The organism is Ruegeria sp. AM5 (genome assembly GCF_056540645.1).
Genome location: NZ_JBQFXC010000017.1, coordinates 25,972 through 47,726, shown reverse-complemented (window position 1 = coordinate 47,726; position 21,755 = coordinate 25,972). Strand labels below are relative to the sequence as shown.

Sequence of the window (21,755 nt, the reverse complement as noted above, 5' to 3'; positions counted from 1 at the left end):
CGCCCGCCAGCGCCGGAAACCATCATCCCGATGGATCACAGGCCGATGATGCACTAACAATCAAATTGGACCAGTCAGATGAGGCTGCTCACAGCTAAAGCGGCACTCACGAGAACTACAAACAAGAAGAACCACCAGTATTCTGAACGTATCGCCCGCCCGGAAAACTGGAAGTATTTCGAGAATCACGTTTTTACTGCTTCACCGAATCCCATATTTCACTCCTCTCTTGGTTTCTATGCGGCCTCAAATCGCTTCGCCGCTCAGAAGAACACACGCGCCCTTATGGGTGCTCCCACTAATCTTTTTGTTTGAAAGCAGAAGCCTATCGTACGAGAGCGTAAAGAAGTTTACGCGCGGAAAAAATGTTGATTTATCAAAAATTAGATTCAAACATGCGAATTCGACACAGCTTTTTTTAACTCCGTTGTTGTCGCTGCTGCTCGCTTTGCTGAGCCCTTCCGGCCGCTGGAGTGAATGCTGGCGGTTGGAAGGCCTCTTACAAGAATTGAGCGTTGGGAGAACGCGATGCTGAAACTTAACGCATCCAATTTCACTAATTTTAACTGACCCAGAGGGAGAAGAAAATGACCAAAAAGATGGTGATGATTGCAGGCGCAACTTGTTTCGCAATGCTTGCGGCCTGTGACGACACGAGTACATCCAGTGCGTCCGCCGAACTCACACCCGCTCAGCAGGCGTGTTTGCGAGATGTAGCCAACACGACGAACAATTCGCAAGTCGTTGTGCTCTCATCCGCGTTTAGCGAGGCCGGAACACAAGTCACTGTCGGTGTTGGTGAGGAACGCGCTCCTTGGAATTGTATTGCTTACACTGATGGCGCGACAGCTGGTATCGAGTTCCTGGGCGACGAAGGCGCATTGTAACCTGTTCGCTGTGTATCTCGAAAGCACCAGTCGTGATCAAATTTGAATATCGGCAAGCTCAGACATTCAAACCTCGTAATAGGATTGGGTTTTAACATTCTCAATCACGCAAAGGTTGTAGAAAATGCCCGTTACCAACTCGGTTGTAATTGCGATCATTTGCACTTTTGTGGCCATTGTTTCGGTTCCAAAATACAGCATTGCACAAAACTGGGACATTGCATCACAGCACTCTGTCAGCGGCGTAACAGTGTATGATACGGACGAGCTGCTAACTTTTGCCGGTCAGTTGGCCTTTGATCGGTCAGGGCGCATTACAGCGGTGGAGGTCGCATCAACGATCACTCAGATCTACCGAGAAGACGGTTACTTCTTGGCTGAGGCGTGGCCTGGTCCCGATGGGCAGAGCATAGTTGTTGATGAGGGGCGTATTCAAACCATCGAAATAGAAGGTGTAGATACGCGCACGTTCCAAACCCTAGAAAAGATCTTTAGCCCCCTCACCACCGCATACCCAATAACTCTCAAACGATTTGAGCGGGCGGTTATGTTGGCCGAGGACATACCCGACTTGGACGTGTCGGCCGAACTTGATTACCCGGATCAGGCTGGTGCTCGGCTGAGAGTATTGGGAGAGCCACTGCGAAAACAAGCCGGTAGTGCGACACTCGACAACCCTCCACGTGAGCTTGGAGAAGCGCTCAGCTTCTATGTCGTACAAGAGTTTTATTCAACGCTGACCGTCGGGGATTTGCTGCGATTTGAGGGATCAGGCAATTACAATTGGGACAAAGACGATGAACACTCTCTATGGGGCGCTCTTACCTATCGCACGCCGCTGAACAGCAATGGTCTGTACGGTGAGATCTTCTACGGGAACATAAACGCAAAACGTGACCTCTCGGGGGACTTTGCGAGAACAGATATTGACGGCGAGAACTTCACAGTCGCGATGGGTTACCCCGTGATCCGCGATGTGGCCCGTTATGGGTATCTTCTGCTGGACTATCGCCTTTCAAAAGCGGATTCAGTCAGCGGTGGCGTTCCACTATCCAGTGACGCGAGTGTCGTTGGTCTTACATATCTTTACGGGCAAAACTATCCAAAGGGACAAGCTCTGGAAGCGGGGCTAACCTTATCTTTTGGTGACAATGACAACGACACGACAGACGCGAATTTTGACGACGGGGACTCTTCGTTCTGGCATCTACGAGGCGGCGTCGGATACGAAAGCCCGCTAACGGGCTTGTCTCCCAACACAGCTTGGCGCACCGAGATCTGGGGGCAGTACACAACAGACCGGCTGCCCTCAGTCGAAGAGTACTTCCTTGGTGATCGTTATGCTTTGCGCGGATATCGTTTTGACGAAGTGGATGGTGATTCCGGAATTTCCGCGATTTTCGAAGTGTCTCATTCCTACTTCCCCAGTTCCCAGAGCATACATCGCTTAACGCCCTTTGCCTTTTTCGACGTGGGTTACATCTCGAACAATGACCCTGCGAGTTTCGAAGTTGATAATGCTACACTGGCATCGACAGGTCTGGGTTTGGACATTGAGTTTAAGCAAAATCTATTTCTGTCGGGATATGTCGGTGTCCCTTTAAGAGACGGCCCTTTGACCGACTCTGGCGATCCTGGCGCGTATCTTGCTCTGACAACAAGTTGGTGAGAATGTTATGAAACTGAACCGAATTGCTGTACTTACCGCAACTTGCTTAATTGCAGAACTGGCCGCTACTCAGGTCTTTGCCCGCGGAAATCACTACGGGTGGTGCCGAGGCGTAGGGAACCCACACCAGTCGAGCCAAGGGTGCGGGCAGGCTGGCGGGCAAGGGGCAGGTAATCAAGTTACTGGCCCAACTCAGCCGGTGGCAAATCAGTTGCCGCCTAAGGGAACGCAGCAAACGCCCACGTCCGTTGCTGTTCCAGTCCTTGCGCCGGGCGCGGTCCCGAACGCAATTCCCGGTCAGGTTCCTATTGCGACACCGATAGCGATTCCTGGTCAGGTTCCCACGCCGGTAGTAGCGCCGACCCTAACTCCGCCTCTGGCACCAAACGCGACACCAAACCGGGTTCCGACAGCTGTTCCAAATCAGGTTCCGCCATTGGCTACTGGTCCCACCGCGGTGCCGCCGCAAGTTCCGACTGCAACTCCCAATCAAGTTCCGATAGCTATCCCTGGCCAGGTTCCGTCTCAACCTACCGGCCCAACAGCGGTGCCGCCACTTGTGCCCACCGCAACACCAAACCAAATTCCAGTCGCAGTTCCTGGTCAGGTCCCACCTCAGCCCACGGGTCAAACTGCTGTGCCACCGCTCGTCCCGACTGCAACACCAAACCAGATTCCGGTCGCAGTGCCCGGCCGTGTTCCGCAACCCAGCGGCACTACAGCGACACCACCGCTTGTCCCAACCGCAACCCCCAATCAGGTTCCCACGGCGGTTCCTGGTCAGGTTCCACAGTTGACACCGAAACCTACGGCAACTCACGTGGCAGTCCCAGGACATCCGAAACCACAAGGCGTCGTGACAATCATGCGCCCTAGGCCGAGGCCGACAACCGGTACTATCCAGCAACCTGGCACAACACAAGTGACCCACCATTTAACCCACCAAAGCAATGCGAAGAAACATGATCACGTCGCAGCAACACCTGGACGGCATGACCCGCACGACCTACCGAGATTCCGCAACGCGGCGGCCAAGGAAGACTGGGAATGCGTTGCCAGCGGATTTGGACAGCGCCGGTATGATGCTGGGCGAGGCGTGTTGCTGAACAACGGAGCGTTGCGGCACCTCGGAAACGTGGACGCAATGGCCCGGGATGTACCTGCTCGTCATCCAAAACACTCTGGGTGCATTATTTCGGTTAAACGAAAGCAGCGCTGAAACTCGCATGGTAGGTTTTGCTCGGACAATGAGATTAATCGACCAATAGTTGGTCAATTGTCATCTGGATAATTGGATTTCGTATTGCCCGTATTCCCTGGCGTTTACGTTGACTGACGTAGCCCAACAATGCTCTGTACCTAAATTTGCTTCAAATAGACCAACAATCCAAAGTGCCGCACTTCCACGAAGGGCCTCCGACCATCTGGGACGGTCAGGTCGGGCAAGCGAAACTTTGAACGGCAACTTTGCAAAGTTCGCTTTCCCGCGCATTGCCGTCATTCGGGCATCGCGCAGCATCGGTCAAAATGGGCTCAGTGCTTCCGTTCTTTGCAGCTTGCATGGTTGGCTGGTCGCAGCCCAAACCGGACATTGGCGACGCAACTTCGCAATCCCATGTACGCAACTTTGCAGCCGATTGTTGGTAAAGTCGAACGGCTATTTTGACAGTAAGCTTTCGATTTCAGCAGGCATCCGTCATGTGCTTGACCAAAGAGGTCAATTGTTTGTCTCCGTATCCACCCTCCCACGCGGCTTTTGTGCGGTCATGCATCAATCGGATGAAGTCAGCCGGAGCATTCAGAGATTTGCAGGTCTTTAGAGCGTCCTCCTGGGCCAATGCGTAGACTTTTAACGAGGCTTCAGCGTCGTCATAGTCCTCGGTTGGAACGGTACGGACAAAGAGATCTTGGTAGTCATTTACCAGCTTGATCGTGGCAGGAAGTTGATCGACATAGACCTGCATAGGAACACCAGCTTTCTGGCAAACCAGTGCACCGTATATCATCCCGAACATGAAACCTTGCCGGACAGTGAAGAGACCAGCAAAAAGTGCTGCAAGAGCTGCGGGTTTCTCACCGACTTGCTCCGACTTTCCCCCCAGAGATCTTATTACTTCGCCGTAGCGATCCCAGGTTCCGTCACTGCCTACGGTGAGGATGGTGGTGTCGCTGCCACCGATGCCCGAAGGGTAGGCATTGATCATGCCCAACATGTAGTCTGCGTTTTTTTCGCTGAGAAATGAGACCAGTGAATCAGCATCGGACGTGTCGCCGGTGCTCATGTCGCAGATTGTTTTCCCCTTCAAAGATACACTTAGACCGCTGAACAAATCGACAGTTTCCTTGTGACTTTTGATACAGACGATGACGAAATCCGACGCTGCAACAGCATCTTCTGGCGATGCGCAAATAACTGCACCTGCATTTGCAAACGATTTTGTCTTTTTAGGCGTCCGATTCCAGACGCAGACGCTGTAACCTGCATTGAGCAGGCAATGCGCCAACGCCGAACCCATGCTGCCCAATCCGAGTACCGCAAGCGTTGCCATGGTTTCCTCCTGTTCTGGTTATTGGTGTTTCAGTCAACATGCGTAAGAATCGAGAAATCGCGTAGTTGTAAATTTTTCTGTATTGTTAGATTTTCTGACTCATGGATTGGCACACGTTTCCCTCGCTGACTTCTCTCAGAGCTTTTGCCGCCGCCGCAGAGTTTAAAAACTTGACCCGCGCAGCAGCGGCGCTGAACGTGACCCATTCCGCGGTCAGCCAACAAATCCGTGGTCTGGAGCAGCATCTGGGAACCCAGCTTGTTACTCGGACGCGACACGGTATCGCTCTGACCGCGCAGGGAGAATTCTTAGCGGCGGGCCTACACGAAGCATTCGCCTCAATGGCGTCCCTGACTGAGAGCATATCAAGTGCAGAGGCGGTTCGCCCGCTGGTGGTCAGTGCGACACCGATGTTTTCAAGCGCATTCCTCATGCCGCGCCTATCGACGTTTGTTCAGGAGTTCCCGGATATTGAGCTTCGGATCGACTCAACAATCCAGGCTGTCGACCTCAAGCCAGGCGGCATTGACATAGCCATTCGATACGGCACCGGGCGCTGGTCGGGGCTGGTGTCGCAAATGTTGCTACCTGGCTGTCTGACAGTGGTTGCTGCAAAAGAATTGATTGGGGAACGGGTACTCAAAGACCCAATTGAGTTGCTCGACTTTACTCTTCTTCAGGAACAGGCTTCGGTCGAATTTGACCTGTGGTTGGAAAAGGTTGGAGTGCCACCTGGTGCAGATAGGAGAGTTGTTCGCTTGCCGGGCAACATGCTGCTTGATGGAATCCGCCAAGGTGATGGTATCGGGGCAACGGTTCCGGCATTCATCTCTGACGAATTGAAGTCTGGAGATCTCGTGGCGCTTTTCGATGATCCAATCCCGCAGATCGGATATCACCTCGTCACGCTGCCTGGAGCAGTTCGTCCAGCGGCAAAGGTGTTTCAGAAGTGGCTTTCCAGTTCAATTACCGAATATGAAAAAAGCCTTTTCAGATGGACGCCTGCTCACTTGATATAACTGTTATTGGCGTTCGACTCGAACGGATAGCAACAACCCAGAGCGGCGATGATTTTTCGCAAGATGAGGACAAAAAAGGCCGTTTGCCCACTGAGCTGCTAAAGCAGACGTATCGCAGCGCTTTCCAAAGCTGAAACAGACTTCGGACAAGATCAGACACCACCCCTGTTCACTTTCGCATGGTCTAAACACGTAGCGATCAGTATGAAACAGATAGGAGTACAACACGTGGAGCGAAAGCTAGCGGCCATCCTGATAGCCGACCTAGTCGGCTTTACCGCCCGGATGGAGCGGGACGAGAAAGGCACGCTCGAAATCCTTTCAGCGCACATTGACGAAACCGTTGTTCCGCTTGTCGGTCGTCATCACGGCCGCATTGTCAAACAGATGGGTGACGGTCTGCTCGTAAGCTTCGACAGCGCTGTTGATGCCGTTTCTTGCGCAGTTGAATGGCAAAATTCGCCAGTGGTGGGCTCCGACCCGCTTCGCTTTCGCATCGGCGTCACTCTTGGCGACATCATCATGCGCGACGGAGACGTTTTTGGGTCCGGTGTGAACCTTGCGTCGAGGTTGGAGCAGCTTGCCCCGCCCGGCGGTGTGTTGGTTTCGGACGCTGTTTATCGTGTGGTCGGGAACCGTATACCGGTCGCCTGGGAGGATGCTGGTCAGCACACAGTAAAGAACGTTGCCGAACCGGTACGTGCCTGGCGCATTGGCGGGTCAAGCGCAATATGCGCTGAACCGCCTCGGCCTGAAACATCAGGAAAAGCCACTATTGCGGTCTTGCCACTACAAAACATGAGCGATGACCCCGAGCAGGCCTTCTTTAGCGACGGGATTGCGGAAGACATTATTGTGGGCTTATCGCGTTTTCGGACGCTTAAGGTTGTTTCCAGAAATGCGTCTTTCAGGTTCCGGACACTGGACACAGATCCGGCCAAAATCGCGGAGACTCTCGGCGCAGAATATCTCGTTGAAGGCAGCGTGCGGAAGGCCGGCAGTCGCGTCAGAATCTCGGTGCAACTCGCTGACGCCCGAACGGGCACTCAACTCTGGTCGGATCGATACGACCACGAACTGGAAGATGTTCTCGCGGTACAAGACGAGGTGGCCCGAAATATCGTCGCAGTGTTGCCAGGCAGGGTCCAGCACGATGTCGTCGACCGTTCGACACAGAAACCAACGGATCAGATGAAGGCCTATGAGCTGATGCTCAAGGGCAAGGCACTACGCGACGGCTTGAACGCACGAGATACGGCCAAGGCGAGAGCGTTGTTGGAACGAGCGGTCGCGCTGGATCCCAGTATCGCGCGATCTTACATGTATCTTTCAGATACATATGTCATAGATTTGTGGCTGGGTCTGGCGGATGCTGACGCACCCGCCCACACGTTGAATATCGCCCGAAAGGGCGTGGCACTGGATAACCGGGACGTCTACATTCAGGACCAGCTTGGTTTTGCTTATCTCTGCGCCGGGCTGTGGGATGAAGCCGAAGCGCAATTCAACAAGACACTTTCCATGATAGAAAGCGAGGCGGAGTCGATGGCTTGGTGCGGCTATGCTTTCCTACTGCTCGGCCAGCACGAAAAGGCGCGCGACGTAGTTTCGGAAGCTATGGCGCTGGACCCGCTACATCCGCCTGCCATCGACTGGATTATGGGGCAAGTCGAATTTTTCAACGGTAACTATGAAGCAGTGCTTGGTTTTCTGATGGGAGCAGCGCGGCTTAACTCGTTGGCCACTGCCTTTGTCGCAGCGTCTTACGCGCAGCTCGAACGAGAGCGAGACGCTTCCGACGCGTTGCGAGAATTCGTCTCCGAACGTCACGATGAGTTCACAAGTCGAGGTATTGTGGTTGAGGATGACACAGTGGATAGTCTTGCCCGCGGGTTCAGGTCGATGTGGCGGCGACCGGATGATTTCAAACGTCTTGCCGATGGGCTACGGGCGGCAGGGTTGACCGGCTGACACCGACATTAACTCGTTTGTCCAAACAGCGCGGCCTCAATGACGCGTTTCTCTGCGCTTTGTTTTTTCGGCGGCGCGAACCCAAAGCGGACATGCACAGTTAGACTTTGCAGTTTCCAAGACGCCAAAGAGCGAACTTTTACAAGAGACTACACCCGATACCAGTTTTCAACGTCTCGGGTAGCTTCCTCGACTGTAAAAGCAGCCTCTACCTCTGCGACTACCCACTGTACTTCATCCGGGCTTGCATTGAGTTCTAAAATACTCGCCCCCAGATCATGGGCTGACCCGGCATTTGAATAAATCGTATCGACCCCAATTTTGATGGCGTTTCGATGTTGCAGTAGGTGCTCAAAAAACCGCACATAAATCATCTCCTCGTACGGAGAATGACTGTCCGCTTCAGAGATCAAACCCAATTCTGCGGCCTTGGCACACGTCAAACGCCAAGCCAGTTCCATTGTCGATGGAGGCGCATCTCTGGCCTCATCAGTATGTCTGGGGTTCGCAAACGTAGACCTTCGGATGGCTTCGAGATTGGCGCGCAAACCCTTTGTAGGAACGGGATAGATGAATGTGGTTTCCTCGGATGCTAAGACTGGTTCAACCTGATCCGGCTGCGCCTGGATGAACTCGGAAAACCTGTTTCCGATGATAGGGACTTCACCGACAATCATGTCTGTGGGATCGGTAGTCTCAGCGAGCCATCGCGCCAGGGCTCTCCGGCCCCACAATCCGGCTGCCTTTCGGATCAACGGATGAGTTCCATCTGAAACATCTGGATACTTTGCGAGTATGTCTTCGGTCTGAAACGCCGCGAGTCCTGTATCCCACCGCATGATATGTACGCGTCGTCCCAACGAGACCAAAATCGATATATGCTGGCGCAACAGGAATGACTTTCCAGACGCAGGTAATCCAGTGAAGAAAACCAAGCGACGACGACGTGCAGCGTCGGCGAGGTGTTTTCCAATCTCGGTTTCCGCAAAACTGTCGATAGAAATTGCGTATCTCCTAATTTGGTGTTAGCCGCAGGCTGGAGCGGCAAGCGTTCACCACCTTCAAAATTGTTACCCAAGAAATCCGGCGATTTCACAGATGAATTGTCAACTTAAATTGCCCTAAAGCCCAGTTTGAGAGCTTTCCATTGCAGATTGATGCTTTAGGGCTCGCAGCCCGAAGCCGACCCTCAAATCCGAGCTTTGCAGCTACCAAGATGCGCAACCAAGCCGTCGATTTTAGCATCGCAACTTGGTTCCAAACCGCTATTCTGGCAATCCTGCCCGGCGAAGCGCCTCAAAGTAGCGTTCAGCGCCTTCTGAACCGCCATAGTCCACGTTGCTACGCCATTTCGAGATCGTTTCATCAGGTTCCATTTGCAGCATTTGCGCCAACGCCGCAAACGCCTTTTCAGGTTCCCCAAGCATAGCGTGAGCAGCGGCCCTCGTGCTGTGAAGTGCGGCATAGTTCTTCGAGAAGCGCAAACCTTCCTCCGCATAGGCGATAGCATCATGGTCTCGACCAAGCATCACGCAAGAGGTGGCGGCACCTCCGGAAGCACCAACGAAAACGGCTCCATATCGGCCCAACCGAAGCGCCGTCTGAAAACAGCCTAGTGCCATTTCAGGAAAACCGGCCCAGTTGTATCCCCAACCCATAAACAAATGAAGGCGGGCATCTAATGGCGCTCGTTGCCGGATTTGCTCCAGCGCCACGGAAAGGCGATCCGCGTCCCCGTCCACATTGTAATCAGCCACTGCAACACTCAGATCAAGCGTCGGGCTTTGTCCAGCCATCTGTCGTCCGGCCTCAATCCAGTGTGGCAGTTTCTCGTAGTAAGATGAAAGTTCGCGACTAAGATCATAGGTTCTCGCGCCATTCATTGTCCAAATAGCCTCGGCATAGGCGGCAGCGAGGGTTGGATTGGATTCGATGGCCCTGGCGTGGTACGACAACGTCTCTTCATAGCTATCGATGCTGGCCTCCGACCATGTGATCATGCCCATCAAGACGCACTGTTCGGCAGTCAGTTCGTTTTCTGGCAATGCGGTGAGCTTTGCGGTCTCAGACTGGATCAAGATTCCGCTAACCGCATCCAACAGCTTTTCTACGACCTCGTCTTGCCAATCGAAGATAGCTTCGACCAAACCGTCGAACTTCTGTGTCCAGATTTCGGAACCCGAAGAGTCATTTAAGCGGGCTTCCAGACGCAATCGGTCGCGGTGTCCACGCAGCACGCAGCGAAGTGCATATCCCTCTGATGCTTCCGTGGAAGTTATTGCCGCGTTTAACCAGTTGATCGTTCGAAAGAAAGAACCGAAATCTGAAGTGAGAGCTGCGGCCATTTCCCTTAGCTCAGTGCGTTGGTCGTTGCATGTCACAGGATGAATGAAGAGCTTTGGCAAGCTCGTCTCTGTGAAAGAAGGTGAGCTGTGCGATGCGCCAAGTTGCGGTCCATCATGAATCCACACATCCAGGCTGCGTTGGATGTTCTTGAGCTTCTTTTTCCCAACTGCTTTGAAAGCGTCTGCCAGAGTATTTTCAAGAATCAGATGTACGGGTTCAGAGATAGCGATGCCACCTGACGGCGCAATGCCCTCAAGTCGAGCGGCTATGTTCACGCCGTCGCCTAGTATGTCGTCACCTTTTTCTGTGACGTCGCCCAAATGAACACCGATCCGCAGGTTCATTAACGAGTGTTCAACCAACTGCTCTTGTAGCTGCATTGCTGCGGTTACAGCTTGCGCCGCGCTGTCAAATTGCACCAGCCAGCCATCACCCATACTCTTCACGACACGACCTGATTGGCCGGCTATCGTTGGGGTGATGATGTCGCTTTCCAGGTGATCAAGCATTAGAATTGTGGCTTGCTCATCTTTGTGCATAAGCGCCGAATACCCAACGACATCCGCGGCCAGTATTGCTGCCAACCTTCGTTGCAAATGTTGTCCCTTGTCCGACATGCGTTCGACGATAGATGATGCGGCCTTCTACTCCAACCGCCGGAATACGAGGTTCGCTCAGGGCTCACTACTGACGCTCTCCGCCCTTGGCATAAACCTCCGATTTGCCCCAAGTTAAGCATTTCGGCACGGCTTGTTCTTGGTTCAGGTGATGCTAGGATTTTTGGTAGAGAATACTGAGCGTTATTGGAGGGTGGTTGGGACGGCTGATCTGTTTCAAGATGTAGATGCTGCGGGTGCGGAGTTTATTTCCGCATTTGCCGACTCGATGGACGCGCGTCAGGCCGACCCCACGATGGAAAAGATCGTTTCAAACTATCTGGCCAAACTTGAGATTGCCAAAGATAGCCTGACGGTTGAAGTCGGGTGCGGTGCGGGAGCTGTCACGCGCCGCATTGCGGAGAAGGTCAACCCCGCGCGCGTCATTGGTTTCGAGCCGTCTGTAGGCTTTGTGGCCGAAGCAAGAGCGCGGGTCGGGAGCCACAACAATGTGGAATTTGAGGTCGCAGATGGAGCGTCGCTGCCCCTGGATGATGGTTCGGTTGAAGACTTGATAATGCACACGGTGCTTAACCGATGCCAGCCACGAACCTTGCTCCACAACTACGGATTGGCGAGCGCGGCCGAGATCAAGTGGCGCGTTGTAGAACGATCACCCCTTTTTGCGCGTCACCACGATAAATTGGGTCATGGAAAAAAAGAAGCGTCCAACTTTTGCAAGGCTGAGCTGCTCATCAAACCACGATTGCGCAACAGCGGGATCAACATGGTCATTTGCAACCGCGTATTGCTTCATGAGGTGCATCATCATGATTGCGAGGCCATCAGGCTTTAGCTGGTGATCTGTCATTGTGAACGACAAGACATCTTCCACATGGTCGCCGCGAGCCTTTATCAGCGCGGGCAGTCTTTCCGGGACGGAACCACTCACAAAGTGCTGGTTCCAGGATGTCAGCATCTTTTGCATTCTATCGGGCTCATCGCTGAACCAAATCAAGCTGCCAAAGTGTAGATCGCTGATGACGAGCCGCCCGCCGGGTTTGACGCACCGCAGCGTGTCAGCCAACGCACCGTCTACGTCTTCGATGTACTCAAAGACCTGTACCGAGACGGCCTTGTCAGCACTCTCATCTTCAATGGGCAAGCTATTTGCGGCGCCAGCACGAAACTCCACGTTTGCGTAGTCGCTGCACCGTTCTTTGGCAGCTGCCGTCATGTCAGCGCTTGGGTCGATCCCGATGACATAGCCATCCGAGCCAACTGCCCGGGCCAACTCAACTGTTAACATCCCGTTACCGCAACCGATGTCCAAAATATTTTCACCATGAGCCGGGCACAGCGCATCAAATGAAGCCTGTCTTCGCCGCGTCAGTTCTGCGCCTTGATAGGCGATTTCAAGTAATTTCGTTGTTTCAGCGTCAAATTTAAGCAACTCTCCACCCTTACAAAGCCCACAGGTCTCCAAACCTTATCAGAAAATGGGTTATCTACGAAAAGCAGGGCGGATCATCGAGGTTTGAACATGGATCTACCAAAATAACTGAAGGTGCCGACTGGTATCGACGAATTGGTTAACCTCGGGAGATAAGGCCGCAGCTGGCGTTTTGTCGGACCAGCTTTTTGTCGTCGTTCGAACGAAAGAACAACATCAATTCAAGGGATGTCGAGACCGTTCTCTCTTCCGAAATCGGTATAGAAAGTGTCGCTGCGGTATCGATCCAAAGTGGCTTTGTCTGCTTGTCTTGGGTCGTTGCCAGGGCTCTGGACACCGGTTCCTTCTATGAAACGGTTCACGAGATTAAAGACACCACAGACCTGAATAGCATCGAACAACGCACTCTCCGACCAGCCTGCCGCGTAGACTGCTTTTGCGTCGGCTTCTGTCATTCGGGATGGCGAGACAGTGAGCTTTTCAATGTATGCCAGCAATGGTTTGAGACGATCTTCGACTGGCGCCGTATCGCGGTCTTCCATCAGTGCCTCGATTGTCTCGACCTCAATGCCGTTGGCTTTGGCGAAAACGATGTGCGCCCCATGGCAATACGCACAAGCATTCAAGCCAGAGACATAGGCTGCAATCAATTCACGTTCAGCAACCGAGAGGTCACTTTCGCCCCTCATCACAAGGCTTTCGTATGCACAAAGCGGAGAGAGTTTATCTGGAAAGGCTTGATAGACACTTCCCAGTGTTGCGTTCTCCGGCAGAGATGGAAACAGGCGTTTCATTCAGTTCTCTTTCAATCTTGCTTTGGATCACTTCGTCTCAAAATGAGGAAGCAACGATCTGTACGCAACCTTAACGCAAATCCGGGTTCCGCACAGAATTTCCGTTGGAACACTACGAACGGCAGGTTTGCCTAACGAGACCCCAGCAAGTTCGTCGTTTGGTTAAAGGCAATTTCATTTGAGCCGTTCTCGTAAGTCTTCAAAGTATGGATTGAGCTCCAAACCGGAGCTTCACATCCAAGCGTGGTGACTTCCGCCTTGCGGGACTTAGTTGCCTTTCGCTGCGGCTGCGCCAATGACCGTTAATGTGAAGCTGTCAGGCAAAAGACATTCGTTCTTGGGAATACCCAAAAAAGCGAGACAAGCGTGCCAAACAAATTTCTTGGTAGTTCTACTCTGCGTTCGTACCCTCACTATCAAGACTGATAGCGACTAGTGGAGAGCAACATGGCTCTTAGCCCCGACCAAGAAGTAGCGTTTTCATTGGCAATGGAAGCGGCGATGGCATATCGGCGCAGCGTTCACATTCAGCCTATCTGCCCTACAGAACCGGCGCCTGCCGCTCTGGAACGATTTCGCGAATGTACGCCCGAAGACGGAATGACCGCTGATGCGGTAATCAGCGAGTTGATCGCCCGAATGGAACCCGGATTGATGGGCACGACCAACCCAGCATTCCTTGGCTGGGTCATCGGAGCTTCGCACCCCACCGCAGTCGCAGCAGACTGGTTAACCTCTGCCTGGGGTCAGGTTGCCAGCTTTGCCGACATCGCACCGGGTGCGTCTGCCGCTGAGGAAGTTGCAGCAGATTGGCTTCTTGACCTGCTGGGCTTACCCACAAATGCAGGATTGGGTTTTGCCACAGGCGCAACTATGGCGAACTTTACGGCACTCGCAGCTGCACGGACTGCACTCTTGGATAAGGCTGGTTGGGACGTCGAAGCGGACGGATTGTTCGACGCTCCTACCGTTAACGTTGTTCTTGGAGGCGAAGCACATTCGTCTGTCTATCTGACTTTGCGAATGCTGGGCTTCGGCTCAAAGCGTGTCCATATTGCAGAAGCTGACAACCAAGGACGGATGCGTCCAGACCGACTTGCTGAAGTACTGCGGAACCTAAACGGCCCAACGGTCGTATGCTTGCAGGCAGGCAACGTCAACAGCGGTGCGTTCGATCCATTCGAAGACCTCATTCCTATCGCCCATCAACACGCGGCATGGGTGCATGTCGACGGGGCATTCGGGCTCTGGGCCGCAGCATCACCAGAAAAACAAATTCTGACCAGGGGGTTGTCCCTGGCCGACAGCTGGGCCGCTGACGCTCATAAGTGGCTTCAGATTCCCTATGATTGCGGTGTTGTTGTGGTCCGTGACCGAGGTGCCCTACAGCGAGCGATGGGATCGACTGCCAGCTATTTGCCTCAAGAGGAGCGGCGCAACCCGGCAGATTACGCTCCCGAGCTTTCGCGGCGAGCGCGAGGCATTGCAGTTTGGGCTGTGCTAAAGGCCTTGGGGCGATCCGGTGTCGCTGAGATGATCGAACGCCACTGTTCAATTGCCAGACATATTGCAGTCCGTCTCGCGCAAGAGCCGGGACTGACTGTACTCAATGATGTGGTCCTGAATCAGGTTGTCTTGACGTGTGGAGATGACAGCGATCCAGACGCTGGTCGCAAGACGGAGGCAACGCTTGCCACAATTCAGGCTGAGGGAACATGTTATCCAAGTGCTGGAAATTGGCGCGGACGCACAGCAATGCGGATTTCGGTGTGCTCTGGTCCCATGACGCTGGAAGATGGTACTCGCTCAGCAGAAGCAATCATATCAGCCTGGCGAAGTGTCCGCGAATAGGGTTCGTCACAATATTGGCACACCAGTAGGAGTGGAGATAGGTGCATCCCGTTGAAGCCGTGATTTTGGGCTCGTTGCCGCCTTTCACTACGTTTTCATCAATGACCGGCCACAGCCCCGAACCCGACATTCAAAGCAAGCCTTTGCAATTCTAGCTTTGCGAGCAGTGCTGTCCCTCACCAAACGAACCAAAAAGCTTTGTGCTACGATTGCAGAGAGAAGAAAGCTGTAAGGAGAACAAGTTATGGATGGCAAGGTTTGCATCATCATCGGGTTTGGCCCTGGCTTAGGTGCCGCATATGCTGAGACTTTCAAGCAGGCCGGTTACTCTCTCGCACTGCTGAGTCGTTCGGGTGCCACACTCGGTGACGAGGGTTCAACTGATACGTCAGTTCGATCCTACAGATGCGACGCCGGAGATCCAGACAACTTGAAGAACACGCTTAACGCAGCCCAAAGCGATCTTGGTGAAATCGATGTCGTTATCTACAATGCAGACCTCGCACAGTTTGGAACGCTTGAAGACGTTTCGGAGCTCCAGTTCGAGCAGAGTTGGCGCGTCGGGGCTTTGGGTCTTTTTACCACCGCAAAACTCCTAGGGCCTCAGATGGCCGAACGTGGTTCCGGGGTGATCATTGTATCGGGCGCGACCGCTGCGCTTCGTGGAAACGTTTGGACGACGGTTTTTGCTCCTTCAAAGTCTGCCCAACGTACGCTGGCAAATGCACTGGCCAAGCAGCTCGGCCCACGGGGCATCCATGTGGCATATCTCGTAATTGATGGTGTGATCGACACGGAGGACACACGGACGAACTTTGCTCCAGATGAACCCGACGACTTCTTTATCAAGCCAGAGCGGATTGCGGAGACAGCTCTGATGTTGGCACGACAAGACAAGTCAGCCTGGACATTCGAACTCGACATTCGACCCTTCGGAGAAAAGTGGTAACTCACAGAAAGCCCATACTGGACATAAGATACAAGGCTTATGATACCGGGGGTTTGGGCGGCTCAGAATCTCACACTTCATGTTCCAGCCACTGTGCGGCTTTCACACGAACATCTTCTGGAATATCGGCCGCCCTGCGCGTCTGAAGGCTTAGCAACACACATTTGAAAATCGTCTCAAAGGCTACAGTGTCGTCTTCTGATCTGATTAAGCAATGTCTAAACGTCATGGACTTAGAACCAATCCCGGCAACGGATGTTTCCAATCTCAATGCATCACCCGCTGACAATTCGGCACGAAAGTCGCTTTGAGCATTGACGACGGCGAACGAAAGCTGACGTCCATTTCGCATATCATTTGCCGTTAGTCCCATTTCCGACTGGATCGCGAAAACGCCGTCAGAACAGGCGGCGAAATATCGGGAAACATTCATATGGCCAAGAAAATCGCAGTCCGATGGATCGACCACAGAACGAAATGAAACCATCGCAGGCATCGACTTACTCCCAGACGCAATGCGAGGATCATACTGTGCCAAGCGCGAACAACAAAGGTTTGTTCAGGGTTCAGTTTTGACGTTTTTCGAGGTCGCATGATATGTCGATGGCAGACCATGCGAACTTTCCACCTAAGTCTCTCACGCCACAAGAACGCAACACAGTTGGTTTTCAATGACGTATGACATCCCGCCAAGAATTGCTAAATCACCTGTCCGCGCCAACCGGGCGCGCAAGTCACAGCTGCTGTAAAGCGCCAGCGACCATCGGCATACCGAGCAACATAATGTGCGTCTATCACCTCAATGGACGATCCATCCTGCCTTAGTCGTGTGATCGACTTGACGTCCACAATTGCCATCTGTTCAGAGCAGGCCTGAGCCGAGATTTCACCGATTTCCGTATGGCTGAATCCATCAGCTTCCAGCCCCGCAAAGACCTTTTCAAGAAGAGCTACAAAAGCGGCACGGTCAGAAATAGTGACGTCAATCCCGGGTAACGCATAGAATGCAGGTTCCGAGAAACAATCCGCGACGCTTTGAAAATCACGCCCATTCCATGCGCTCAGATATCTTCGATAGAGATCTTCAATCACTTGGGTTGGGTCGGCAAATTTCGACATAACGATGCTCCATGTGGCCGAAGAAGACGTTGGCGTACGATAGCAAATTCGCTCAAGCAAGGATTAAAGAGGCCGGTGCAGCCCTGGTTCAGTCATTCAGAGGTACGGTCATTCTTTGAACACCGCATTTAGTCTTTCATACGCGTCTTTGGGCCAGACCTCTTTGAACTCGTAGAAATTTTCGAAACGTGGGATATCAGGTTTTAGTGGAACCCAAGACTGTTTGCTTGATGTGAATATCTGCGCATCCGGCGGACAAAGATCGGGGTTATCCAGCGTGCCAACACGAACGTACCTAAGCTTGCCCAGCCTCACCAAATACTCGCTGAATACAGCCGTACCACATACCGCGCATCTTGTGATTTTTTGGCCCTTGCCGCTTGGAGTAGCCAGCGTGTGATTGGTAGCTTCACCCGTCCACGTCACGCGCTCCGTTTCGATGATGGCATTTAGAACGTATGCCGAACCGGTTTGCTTCTGGCATTCCCTGCAATGGCAGCAGTGCACAAACATCGGTGATGAAGACAGTTGATAAGTCAGTTGGCCGCATCCGCAGGAGCCGGTGTATTTCTTTGCTTCCTCTGAACCCATGGATCACTCCACCAATTCGTAGTGTTTGATTAACCTGCTCTCGACCAATTCGGCTTCGGCAGGGTCGATATGTGGAGAGTTGTAGTCCTCGCCAACGAATGCTTTGAGCGATGCCAAGTCCCTCCAAACCATCACAAAACTGAATTCTCTTTGGCTATCGCCGTGTGGCGCACCAGGCAGAACTTGAACAATCCCTTCTGTTCCTTTCATCATTGGAATAGCGGTTTTGTGGAAGAACTCCGCGAATTCGTCTTCCTTCCCTTCTCTCACTTGCACCTGAAAAATACGCACTATCATGCAGTTTCCCCCCTCTGAGAAATACCTGCCCGCACAATGCCTCTCATCAGATCATATCATCAGGTCTGAAGAATGTCCTGATTGGGCTCATGCATGCTAAATTCCGCAATGCAAATCTGTACCTGGTCGCGGCCTGAAGCGGACACCAGGGGTTGGAAAGCTCTCTAAGGATGAATGTCGCGCGGTGTGCAGCTGGACGCGAGTATCACTGCGACCCAATTGACATCGAGAGTAAGCTCTCGCTCGGCCAGCCAATCTCTTTGCAAGTAGTAGGCGTCTTGCTCTTTGGCTGCCTGGCAAAAGTAGTGCCTGCCATTCTGGCGATGATGTACTAGTTCGTGCAAAAGGACCGATACATCTTGCGGATTGCTTTCGCTCCAGGGAAGAACCAGGGTGATTTTGCCACTAACCGGATCGTATAGACCGCGCGGTACGTTCCCAATGCCAGCAGCCATTTTACTGATGCCTGTTACTTCGTGCGGCTCGGCAAACAGTATGCTGGCCGGTTTTCCTGCTCTTGGGAGACCCGTAGCGGCATCGATCCAAGCGTGAAGTTCTTCAATTAGAGTTTCCGATAGCTCCGGTGTATCAGCCACTGCTTGACTGGAAACGGCAACAAAAAGCTGGGCGACCACGGCAAGCGTGGTGCGTTTAAAGAAGAACATCAGTCCCTCCAACCGGGCAGGTGTGGATTTGCGACAAGCCTATCTGGCTGGTACACTCGACGGCAAAAGACATTTTTTCATCGCTGGATGAGGAAGATTCACGCGTGAAGAAACGGCGGTTGCCTCCCTTCTCGGCCGTGAAAGCATTCGAGGCCGCGGCTCGGCATCTAAGTTTCAAAAATGCCGCAGAGGAACTATGTTTATCCCCTTCTGCGATTTCGCATCAGATACGAGCCCTCGAAGACTATCTTGCGACTGCTCTCTTTCATCGTGAGGGAAACAGGATCCGTTTGACTGGCACAGGGCGAGATTATGCCGGGCGGCTTACACAATTGTTGGATCACCTCGACGACAGCACGCGAACAGCTACGGGGGAAGAAAACAAACAAACCTTGCGGGTCTTGTCGACTCCTGGCTTTGCTGCCCGTTGGCTTCTGCCGCGCATGGGAAGATTTGAACACGCTCAGGCAATCCGGCTGCGCATAGCTGAGGGCGCTCCTTCTACTGATTTTTCGGCTAACGACGCCGACGTCGTGATCAAATGGCGCGATGATCCTGAAGAAGGTGTCGATGTCACACCATTTCTGCGTTCGGCTCGCTATCCAGTCGTGTCGCCTACGCTGCTGGAGCGGGAAAGCATCACCCACCCACGCGATCTGCTGCGCCTGACCCTGTTCCGTGACGAAGTCGACGACCAGTGGGCCGAATGGTTCCGCGCGGCGGGCGTGTTGGCTGAACTTTCAGACAGTGATCCTGTGTACCCAAACTGCGAATATGCCTCTACCGCCGCCGAGGCTGGACTTGGGGTTTCGCTGGCCTATGAAGTCGTCGTAAGCGCGACAGTGGCGGAAGGTCGGTTGGTCAGAATGTTTGACACAACGACGCTTCCCTTCACCATTTACGCAATTGCGACCCAATCGGCGAGGCGGGGTGATCTACTCATCAGCGCGTTCCGCGACTGGCTTCTCTTGGAAGCGGGCGATCAAGAGGCGTCAGGAGTCCCGAATGAAGCCGCCGAGTGATTGAGTTTGAGTGCAGAACCGAAGTTCGAGAGTGTCGTTTTTTGAAATTAGTACAGTGCAGGTTTGGCTACTCTCTCGGCCCGAAGCCGACGTCAGTTGAGGTGAATGCCGCCATCAATGACCACCGTTTGCCCTGTGACCGACGGGCTCTTGCAAAAGGTTAGAACCTGTTGGGCGACGTCGTCGATAGATGTGGTCGCGCCCAGGATAGATCTATCCCGCCAAACGGCAACAAACTCGTCAGGAGCGCCCCCAGACATTTGTGTACCCTGCATTAACCCAGGGGAAATGCAGTTGACTGTAACATCCGGAGCCAGTGCCGTCGCCAAAAATCGGGTAAGAGGCACAACGGCTGCCTTGCTGGGTGCGTAAGCCGCAGCCGCGCCCCAGACGCCGTGCCAAATTGTGGAAGAAAGATTGATAACCCGACCCCAATTTGACTTGCGGAGAAAAGGGGCGGCCGCTCAGGTCAAATAATATGGTCCGCTTAGATTTACATTCAGCAGTTCTGTCCAGATTTCCGGGGTCAGTGCTTCTAGGTCGCCGGGAGGAAGCTCGTGTCCACCCGACGCCATTCCGGCATTGTTCACCAGAATATCCAGGCCGCCAAATGTGTTCACGACGTATTCAACGCACTCCGAGACGGCCTCTGGATCGCTTAGATCTACTCTAACCGTCTTCGCCAATTGCCCCTGGTCTATGATACTCTGGCATACGGCTTGCGCTCGGTTTTCGCCGTGGCGGTATCCGACGATCACTTTGGCACCTTTGGCAGCAAGCAATCGACAAATCTTGCATCCAAGACCAGCACTGCCACCGCTCACCAAGGCCACGCTGTTTGCAATATCCATTGCTCACCTGTGCTAATACCCAACTTCTATTTGAGTATGTATCAGATTTGGGTGCTTTTCACCGAATACGGAATGCCTGCGTGATGTGAATGACAGCAAGTACCAGCAGGCCGAAATTTGCAAAGTCAGCTTTCTGCGCGTTGGCGACCTTGGTACTGACCGCAGCAATGGTACGTTTGGGCTCTAAGCGGTCATCTGACCACTTCTAACAGCTGTCAAAAGTCTCCCAGTGTGCCAGAGGTCGGCTCTGCGGACAAAACCACCTTGAATTGAGTGTCAGGTTAGCTATTCGGCACTGAGTGGGGACCTAGCGAAACGTCAGCCCCCCGTCGATGACCAGCGTCTGCCCGGTGACAGTCTCCGCCCTGCAAAAGGTCAGCGCCTGCTCTGCCACGTCATCGATGGAAGTGGTCTTCTTCAGTTTCGCCGCCTCGCGCCAGGTCGAAACGAAGCTTTCCGGTGCCCCGCTACTCATGACCGTGTTCTCCATCAAACCCGGAGCCACGCAGTTCACACGCACTTCTGGCGCCAGAGAGGCCGCAAGGAACCGGGTTAGGCCCGAGACGGCGGCCTTCGTTGGTTGAAAGGCCCGGTCGGCGCCCCAGGTCCCGTGTCCGATAGTTGAGCCGAAATTCACGATAGCGCCCCGTGCGGCGCGTAGATGCGGTGCCGCGGCTCGGGACGCAAGGAAGGGGCCGCGGAAGTTGATGTCGCTGATGCGGTCCCAGGTTTCAGGGTCGTAAGCGACGAGATCGCCCGCCGGCGGTCCCCCGGCCGCGCCGGCGGCGTTCATCAGGATCGCGAGGCCGCCTAGTGCCTCTGCCGCCTGCGCTACACCTGCTTCGACCGAGGCTGGGTCGCGCACGTCGAGCCGGACGGCCACCACGCGGCGTCCGCACTTCTCGACAGCATCGCAGGCCTCGGCGACGCGATCCTCGCCGCCGCAATAGCCCACGGCAACGTCGGTGCCGGCCTCCGCGAGTCTTTTTACTAATCGGCGGCCCAGGCCTCCGCTGCCGCCGACGACGAGAGCTGGCTTTCCTGCGATATCCATGTCGAGCGCTCCTTGTGCTTGAGCCGGGTTACTCCAACTCCGTTCGTTGTGAGCATAGGTCGAAAGATCACC

At 53.6% G+C, this 21,755-nt stretch carries 18 protein-coding genes and 3 pseudogenes; 8 read left to right on the top strand and 13 right to left on the bottom strand.

Annotated features, from left to right (window positions below; translation table 11 throughout):
• Positions 1-74: 74 nt before the first annotated feature.
• A pseudogene (locus ACR0AH_RS20210) lies at positions 75-164 on the bottom strand (DUF805 domain-containing protein); the annotation flags it as partial.
• A gap of 423 nt (positions 165-587) precedes the next feature.
• Here ACR0AH_RS20210 and ACR0AH_RS20205 point away from each other — a divergent pair.
• Together ACR0AH_RS20205 and ACR0AH_RS20200 are read left to right on the top strand one after the other, a co-directional pair.
• Positions 588-887, top strand: a complete 300-nt coding sequence (locus ACR0AH_RS20205; RefSeq protein WP_480593487.1) for a hypothetical protein — start codon at positions 588-590, stop codon at positions 885-887.
• A gap of 169 nt (positions 888-1,056) precedes the next feature.
• Positions 1,057-2,556, top strand: a complete 1,500-nt coding sequence (locus tag ACR0AH_RS20200; RefSeq protein WP_480593485.1) for a ShlB/FhaC/HecB family hemolysin secretion/activation protein — start codon at positions 1,057-1,059, stop codon at positions 2,554-2,556.
• A 1,682-nt stretch (positions 2,557-4,238) separates the two neighbouring features.
• Here the strand turns inward: ACR0AH_RS20200 and ACR0AH_RS20195 are convergent.
• Positions 4,239-5,105: an NAD(P)-dependent oxidoreductase gene (locus ACR0AH_RS20195; protein WP_480593483.1), complete on the bottom strand. Its 867-nt coding sequence runs from the start codon at positions 5,103-5,105 to the stop codon at positions 4,239-4,241.
• A gap of 101 nt (positions 5,106-5,206) precedes the next feature.
• On the opposite strand from ACR0AH_RS20195, the gene ACR0AH_RS20190 reads away from it, so the two are divergent.
• A complete protein-coding gene (locus ACR0AH_RS20190; protein ID WP_480593481.1) occupies positions 5,207-6,124 on the top strand; it encodes a LysR family transcriptional regulator in 918 nt (305 codons plus the stop codon).
• A gap of 228 nt (positions 6,125-6,352) precedes the next feature.
• A complete protein-coding gene (locus ACR0AH_RS20185) occupies positions 6,353-8,095 on the top strand; it encodes an adenylate/guanylate cyclase domain-containing protein (protein WP_480593480.1) in 1,743 nt (580 codons plus the stop codon).
• Positions 8,096-8,244: 149 nt separating this feature from the next.
• Here the strand turns inward: ACR0AH_RS20185 and ACR0AH_RS20180 are convergent, their stop codons facing one another.
• Positions 8,245-8,772: a hypothetical protein gene (locus tag ACR0AH_RS20180; protein WP_480593479.1), complete on the bottom strand. Its 528-nt coding sequence runs from the start codon at positions 8,770-8,772 to the stop codon at positions 8,245-8,247.
• A 588-nt stretch (positions 8,773-9,360) separates the two neighbouring features.
• A complete protein-coding gene (locus ACR0AH_RS20175; protein ID WP_480593477.1) occupies positions 9,361-11,058 on the bottom strand; it encodes an adenylate/guanylate cyclase domain-containing protein in 1,698 nt (565 codons plus the stop codon).
• Positions 11,059-11,209: 151 nt separating this feature from the next.
• Here ACR0AH_RS20175 and ACR0AH_RS20170 point away from each other — a divergent pair.
• Positions 11,210-11,590 (top strand): annotated as a pseudogene (locus ACR0AH_RS20170) (class I SAM-dependent methyltransferase); the annotation flags it as partial.
• 120 nt (positions 11,591-11,710) lie between these two features.
• Here ACR0AH_RS20170 and ACR0AH_RS20165 read toward each other — a convergent pair.
• Complete coding sequence (locus ACR0AH_RS20165) at positions 11,711-12,490, bottom strand: methyltransferase domain-containing protein (RefSeq protein WP_480593476.1); 780 nt, start codon at positions 12,488-12,490, stop codon at positions 11,711-11,713.
• A 221-nt stretch (positions 12,491-12,711) separates the two neighbouring features.
• Positions 12,712-13,284 carry a carboxymuconolactone decarboxylase family protein gene (locus tag ACR0AH_RS20160; protein WP_480593474.1) on the bottom strand — a complete coding sequence of 191 codons (573 nt, stop codon included), beginning with the start codon at positions 13,282-13,284 and terminating at the stop codon, positions 12,712-12,714.
• A 447-nt stretch (positions 13,285-13,731) separates the two neighbouring features.
• Between ACR0AH_RS20160 and ACR0AH_RS20155 the strand changes: the two genes are divergently transcribed.
• Complete coding sequence (locus ACR0AH_RS20155) at positions 13,732-15,135, top strand: pyridoxal phosphate-dependent decarboxylase family protein (protein ID WP_480593472.1); 1,404 nt, start codon at positions 13,732-13,734, stop codon at positions 15,133-15,135.
• Positions 15,136-15,379: 244 nt separating this feature from the next.
• Positions 15,380-16,084 carry an SDR family NAD(P)-dependent oxidoreductase gene (locus ACR0AH_RS20150; protein ID WP_480593471.1) on the top strand — a complete coding sequence of 235 codons (705 nt, stop codon included), beginning with the start codon at positions 15,380-15,382 and terminating at the stop codon, positions 16,082-16,084.
• A 70-nt stretch (positions 16,085-16,154) separates the two neighbouring features.
• Here ACR0AH_RS20150 and ACR0AH_RS20145 read toward each other — a convergent pair whose 3' ends face one another.
• The 5 genes from ACR0AH_RS20145 to ACR0AH_RS20125 form a co-directional block, all read right to left on the bottom strand.
• Positions 16,155-16,580, bottom strand: coding sequence for an acyl-CoA thioesterase (locus tag ACR0AH_RS20145; protein ID WP_480593470.1), 426 nt, complete (start codon positions 16,578-16,580; stop codon positions 16,155-16,157).
• Between the two features lie 203 nt (positions 16,581-16,783).
• Entirely contained in the window at positions 16,784-17,203 is a 420-nt protein-coding gene (locus tag ACR0AH_RS20140; RefSeq protein WP_480593468.1) for a YybH family protein, read from the bottom strand.
• Positions 17,204-17,311: 108 nt separating this feature from the next.
• Positions 17,312-17,794: a GFA family protein gene (locus ACR0AH_RS20135; protein ID WP_480593466.1), complete on the bottom strand. Its 483-nt coding sequence runs from the start codon at positions 17,792-17,794 to the stop codon at positions 17,312-17,314.
• Between the two features lie 3 nt (positions 17,795-17,797).
• A complete protein-coding gene (locus ACR0AH_RS20130) occupies positions 17,798-18,091 on the bottom strand; it encodes an antibiotic biosynthesis monooxygenase family protein (protein WP_480593465.1) in 294 nt (97 codons plus the stop codon).
• A 164-nt stretch (positions 18,092-18,255) separates the two neighbouring features.
• Positions 18,256-18,756 (bottom strand): DUF6647 family protein, encoded by a 501-nt coding sequence (locus ACR0AH_RS20125; protein WP_480593464.1) that lies wholly within the window; start codon positions 18,754-18,756, stop codon positions 18,256-18,258.
• A 20-nt stretch (positions 18,757-18,776) separates the two neighbouring features.
• Here ACR0AH_RS20125 and ACR0AH_RS20120 point away from each other — a divergent pair, with 20 nt between their 5' ends.
• Complete coding sequence (locus tag ACR0AH_RS20120) at positions 18,777-19,778, top strand: LysR substrate-binding domain-containing protein (RefSeq protein ID WP_480593462.1); 1,002 nt, start codon at positions 18,777-18,779, stop codon at positions 19,776-19,778.
• A 92-nt stretch (positions 19,779-19,870) separates the two neighbouring features.
• On the opposite strand, the pseudogene ACR0AH_RS20115 reads toward ACR0AH_RS20120, so the two are convergent.
• Both ACR0AH_RS20115 and ACR0AH_RS20110 read right to left on the bottom strand, forming a co-directional pair.
• Positions 19,871-20,629: pseudogene (locus ACR0AH_RS20115) on the bottom strand (SDR family NAD(P)-dependent oxidoreductase).
• Positions 20,630-20,936: 307 nt separating this feature from the next.
• Positions 20,937-21,683, bottom strand: a complete 747-nt coding sequence (locus ACR0AH_RS20110) for an SDR family NAD(P)-dependent oxidoreductase (protein WP_480593460.1) — start codon at positions 21,681-21,683, stop codon at positions 20,937-20,939.
• Positions 21,684-21,755 lie beyond the last annotated feature (72 nt).

Bases quoted from the DNA above. Each gene is read 5' to 3' on its own strand.
- ACR0AH_RS20205 (WP_480593487.1), top strand. From the start codon at position 588: ATGACCAAAAAGATGGTGATGATTGCAGGCGCAACTTGTTTCGCAATG.
- ACR0AH_RS20195 (WP_480593483.1), bottom strand. From the start codon at position 5,105: ATGGCAACGCTTGCGGTACTCGGATTGGGCAGCATGGGTTCGGCGTTG.
- ACR0AH_RS20190 (WP_480593481.1), top strand. From the start codon at position 5,207: ATGGATTGGCACACGTTTCCCTCGCTGACTTCTCTCAGAGCTTTTGCC.
- ACR0AH_RS20180 (WP_480593479.1), bottom strand. From the start codon at position 8,772: ATGATTGTCGGTGAAGTCCCTATCATCGGAAACAGGTTTTCCGAGTTC.
- ACR0AH_RS20175 (WP_480593477.1), bottom strand. From the start codon at position 11,058: ATGTCGGACAAGGGACAACATTTGCAACGAAGGTTGGCAGCAATACTG.
- ACR0AH_RS20160 (WP_480593474.1), bottom strand. From the start codon at position 13,284: ATGAAACGCCTGTTTCCATCTCTGCCGGAGAACGCAACACTGGGAAGT.
- ACR0AH_RS20155 (WP_480593472.1), top strand. From the start codon at position 13,732: ATGGCTCTTAGCCCCGACCAAGAAGTAGCGTTTTCATTGGCAATGGAA.
- ACR0AH_RS20150 (WP_480593471.1), top strand. From the start codon at position 15,380: ATGGATGGCAAGGTTTGCATCATCATCGGGTTTGGCCCTGGCTTAGGT.
- ACR0AH_RS20145 (WP_480593470.1), bottom strand. From the start codon at position 16,580: ATGCCTGCGATGGTTTCATTTCGTTCTGTGGTCGATCCATCGGACTGC.
- ACR0AH_RS20140 (WP_480593468.1), bottom strand. From the start codon at position 17,203: ATGTCGAAATTTGCCGACCCAACCCAAGTGATTGAAGATCTCTATCGA.
- ACR0AH_RS20135 (WP_480593466.1), bottom strand. From the start codon at position 17,794: ATGGGTTCAGAGGAAGCAAAGAAATACACCGGCTCCTGCGGATGCGGC.
- ACR0AH_RS20130 (WP_480593465.1), bottom strand. From the start codon at position 18,091: ATGATAGTGCGTATTTTTCAGGTGCAAGTGAGAGAAGGGAAGGAAGAC.
- ACR0AH_RS20125 (WP_480593464.1), bottom strand. From the start codon at position 18,756: ATGTTCTTCTTTAAACGCACCACGCTTGCCGTGGTCGCCCAGCTTTTT.
- ACR0AH_RS20110 (WP_480593460.1), bottom strand. From the start codon at position 21,683: ATGGATATCGCAGGAAAGCCAGCTCTCGTCGTCGGCGGCAGCGGAGGC.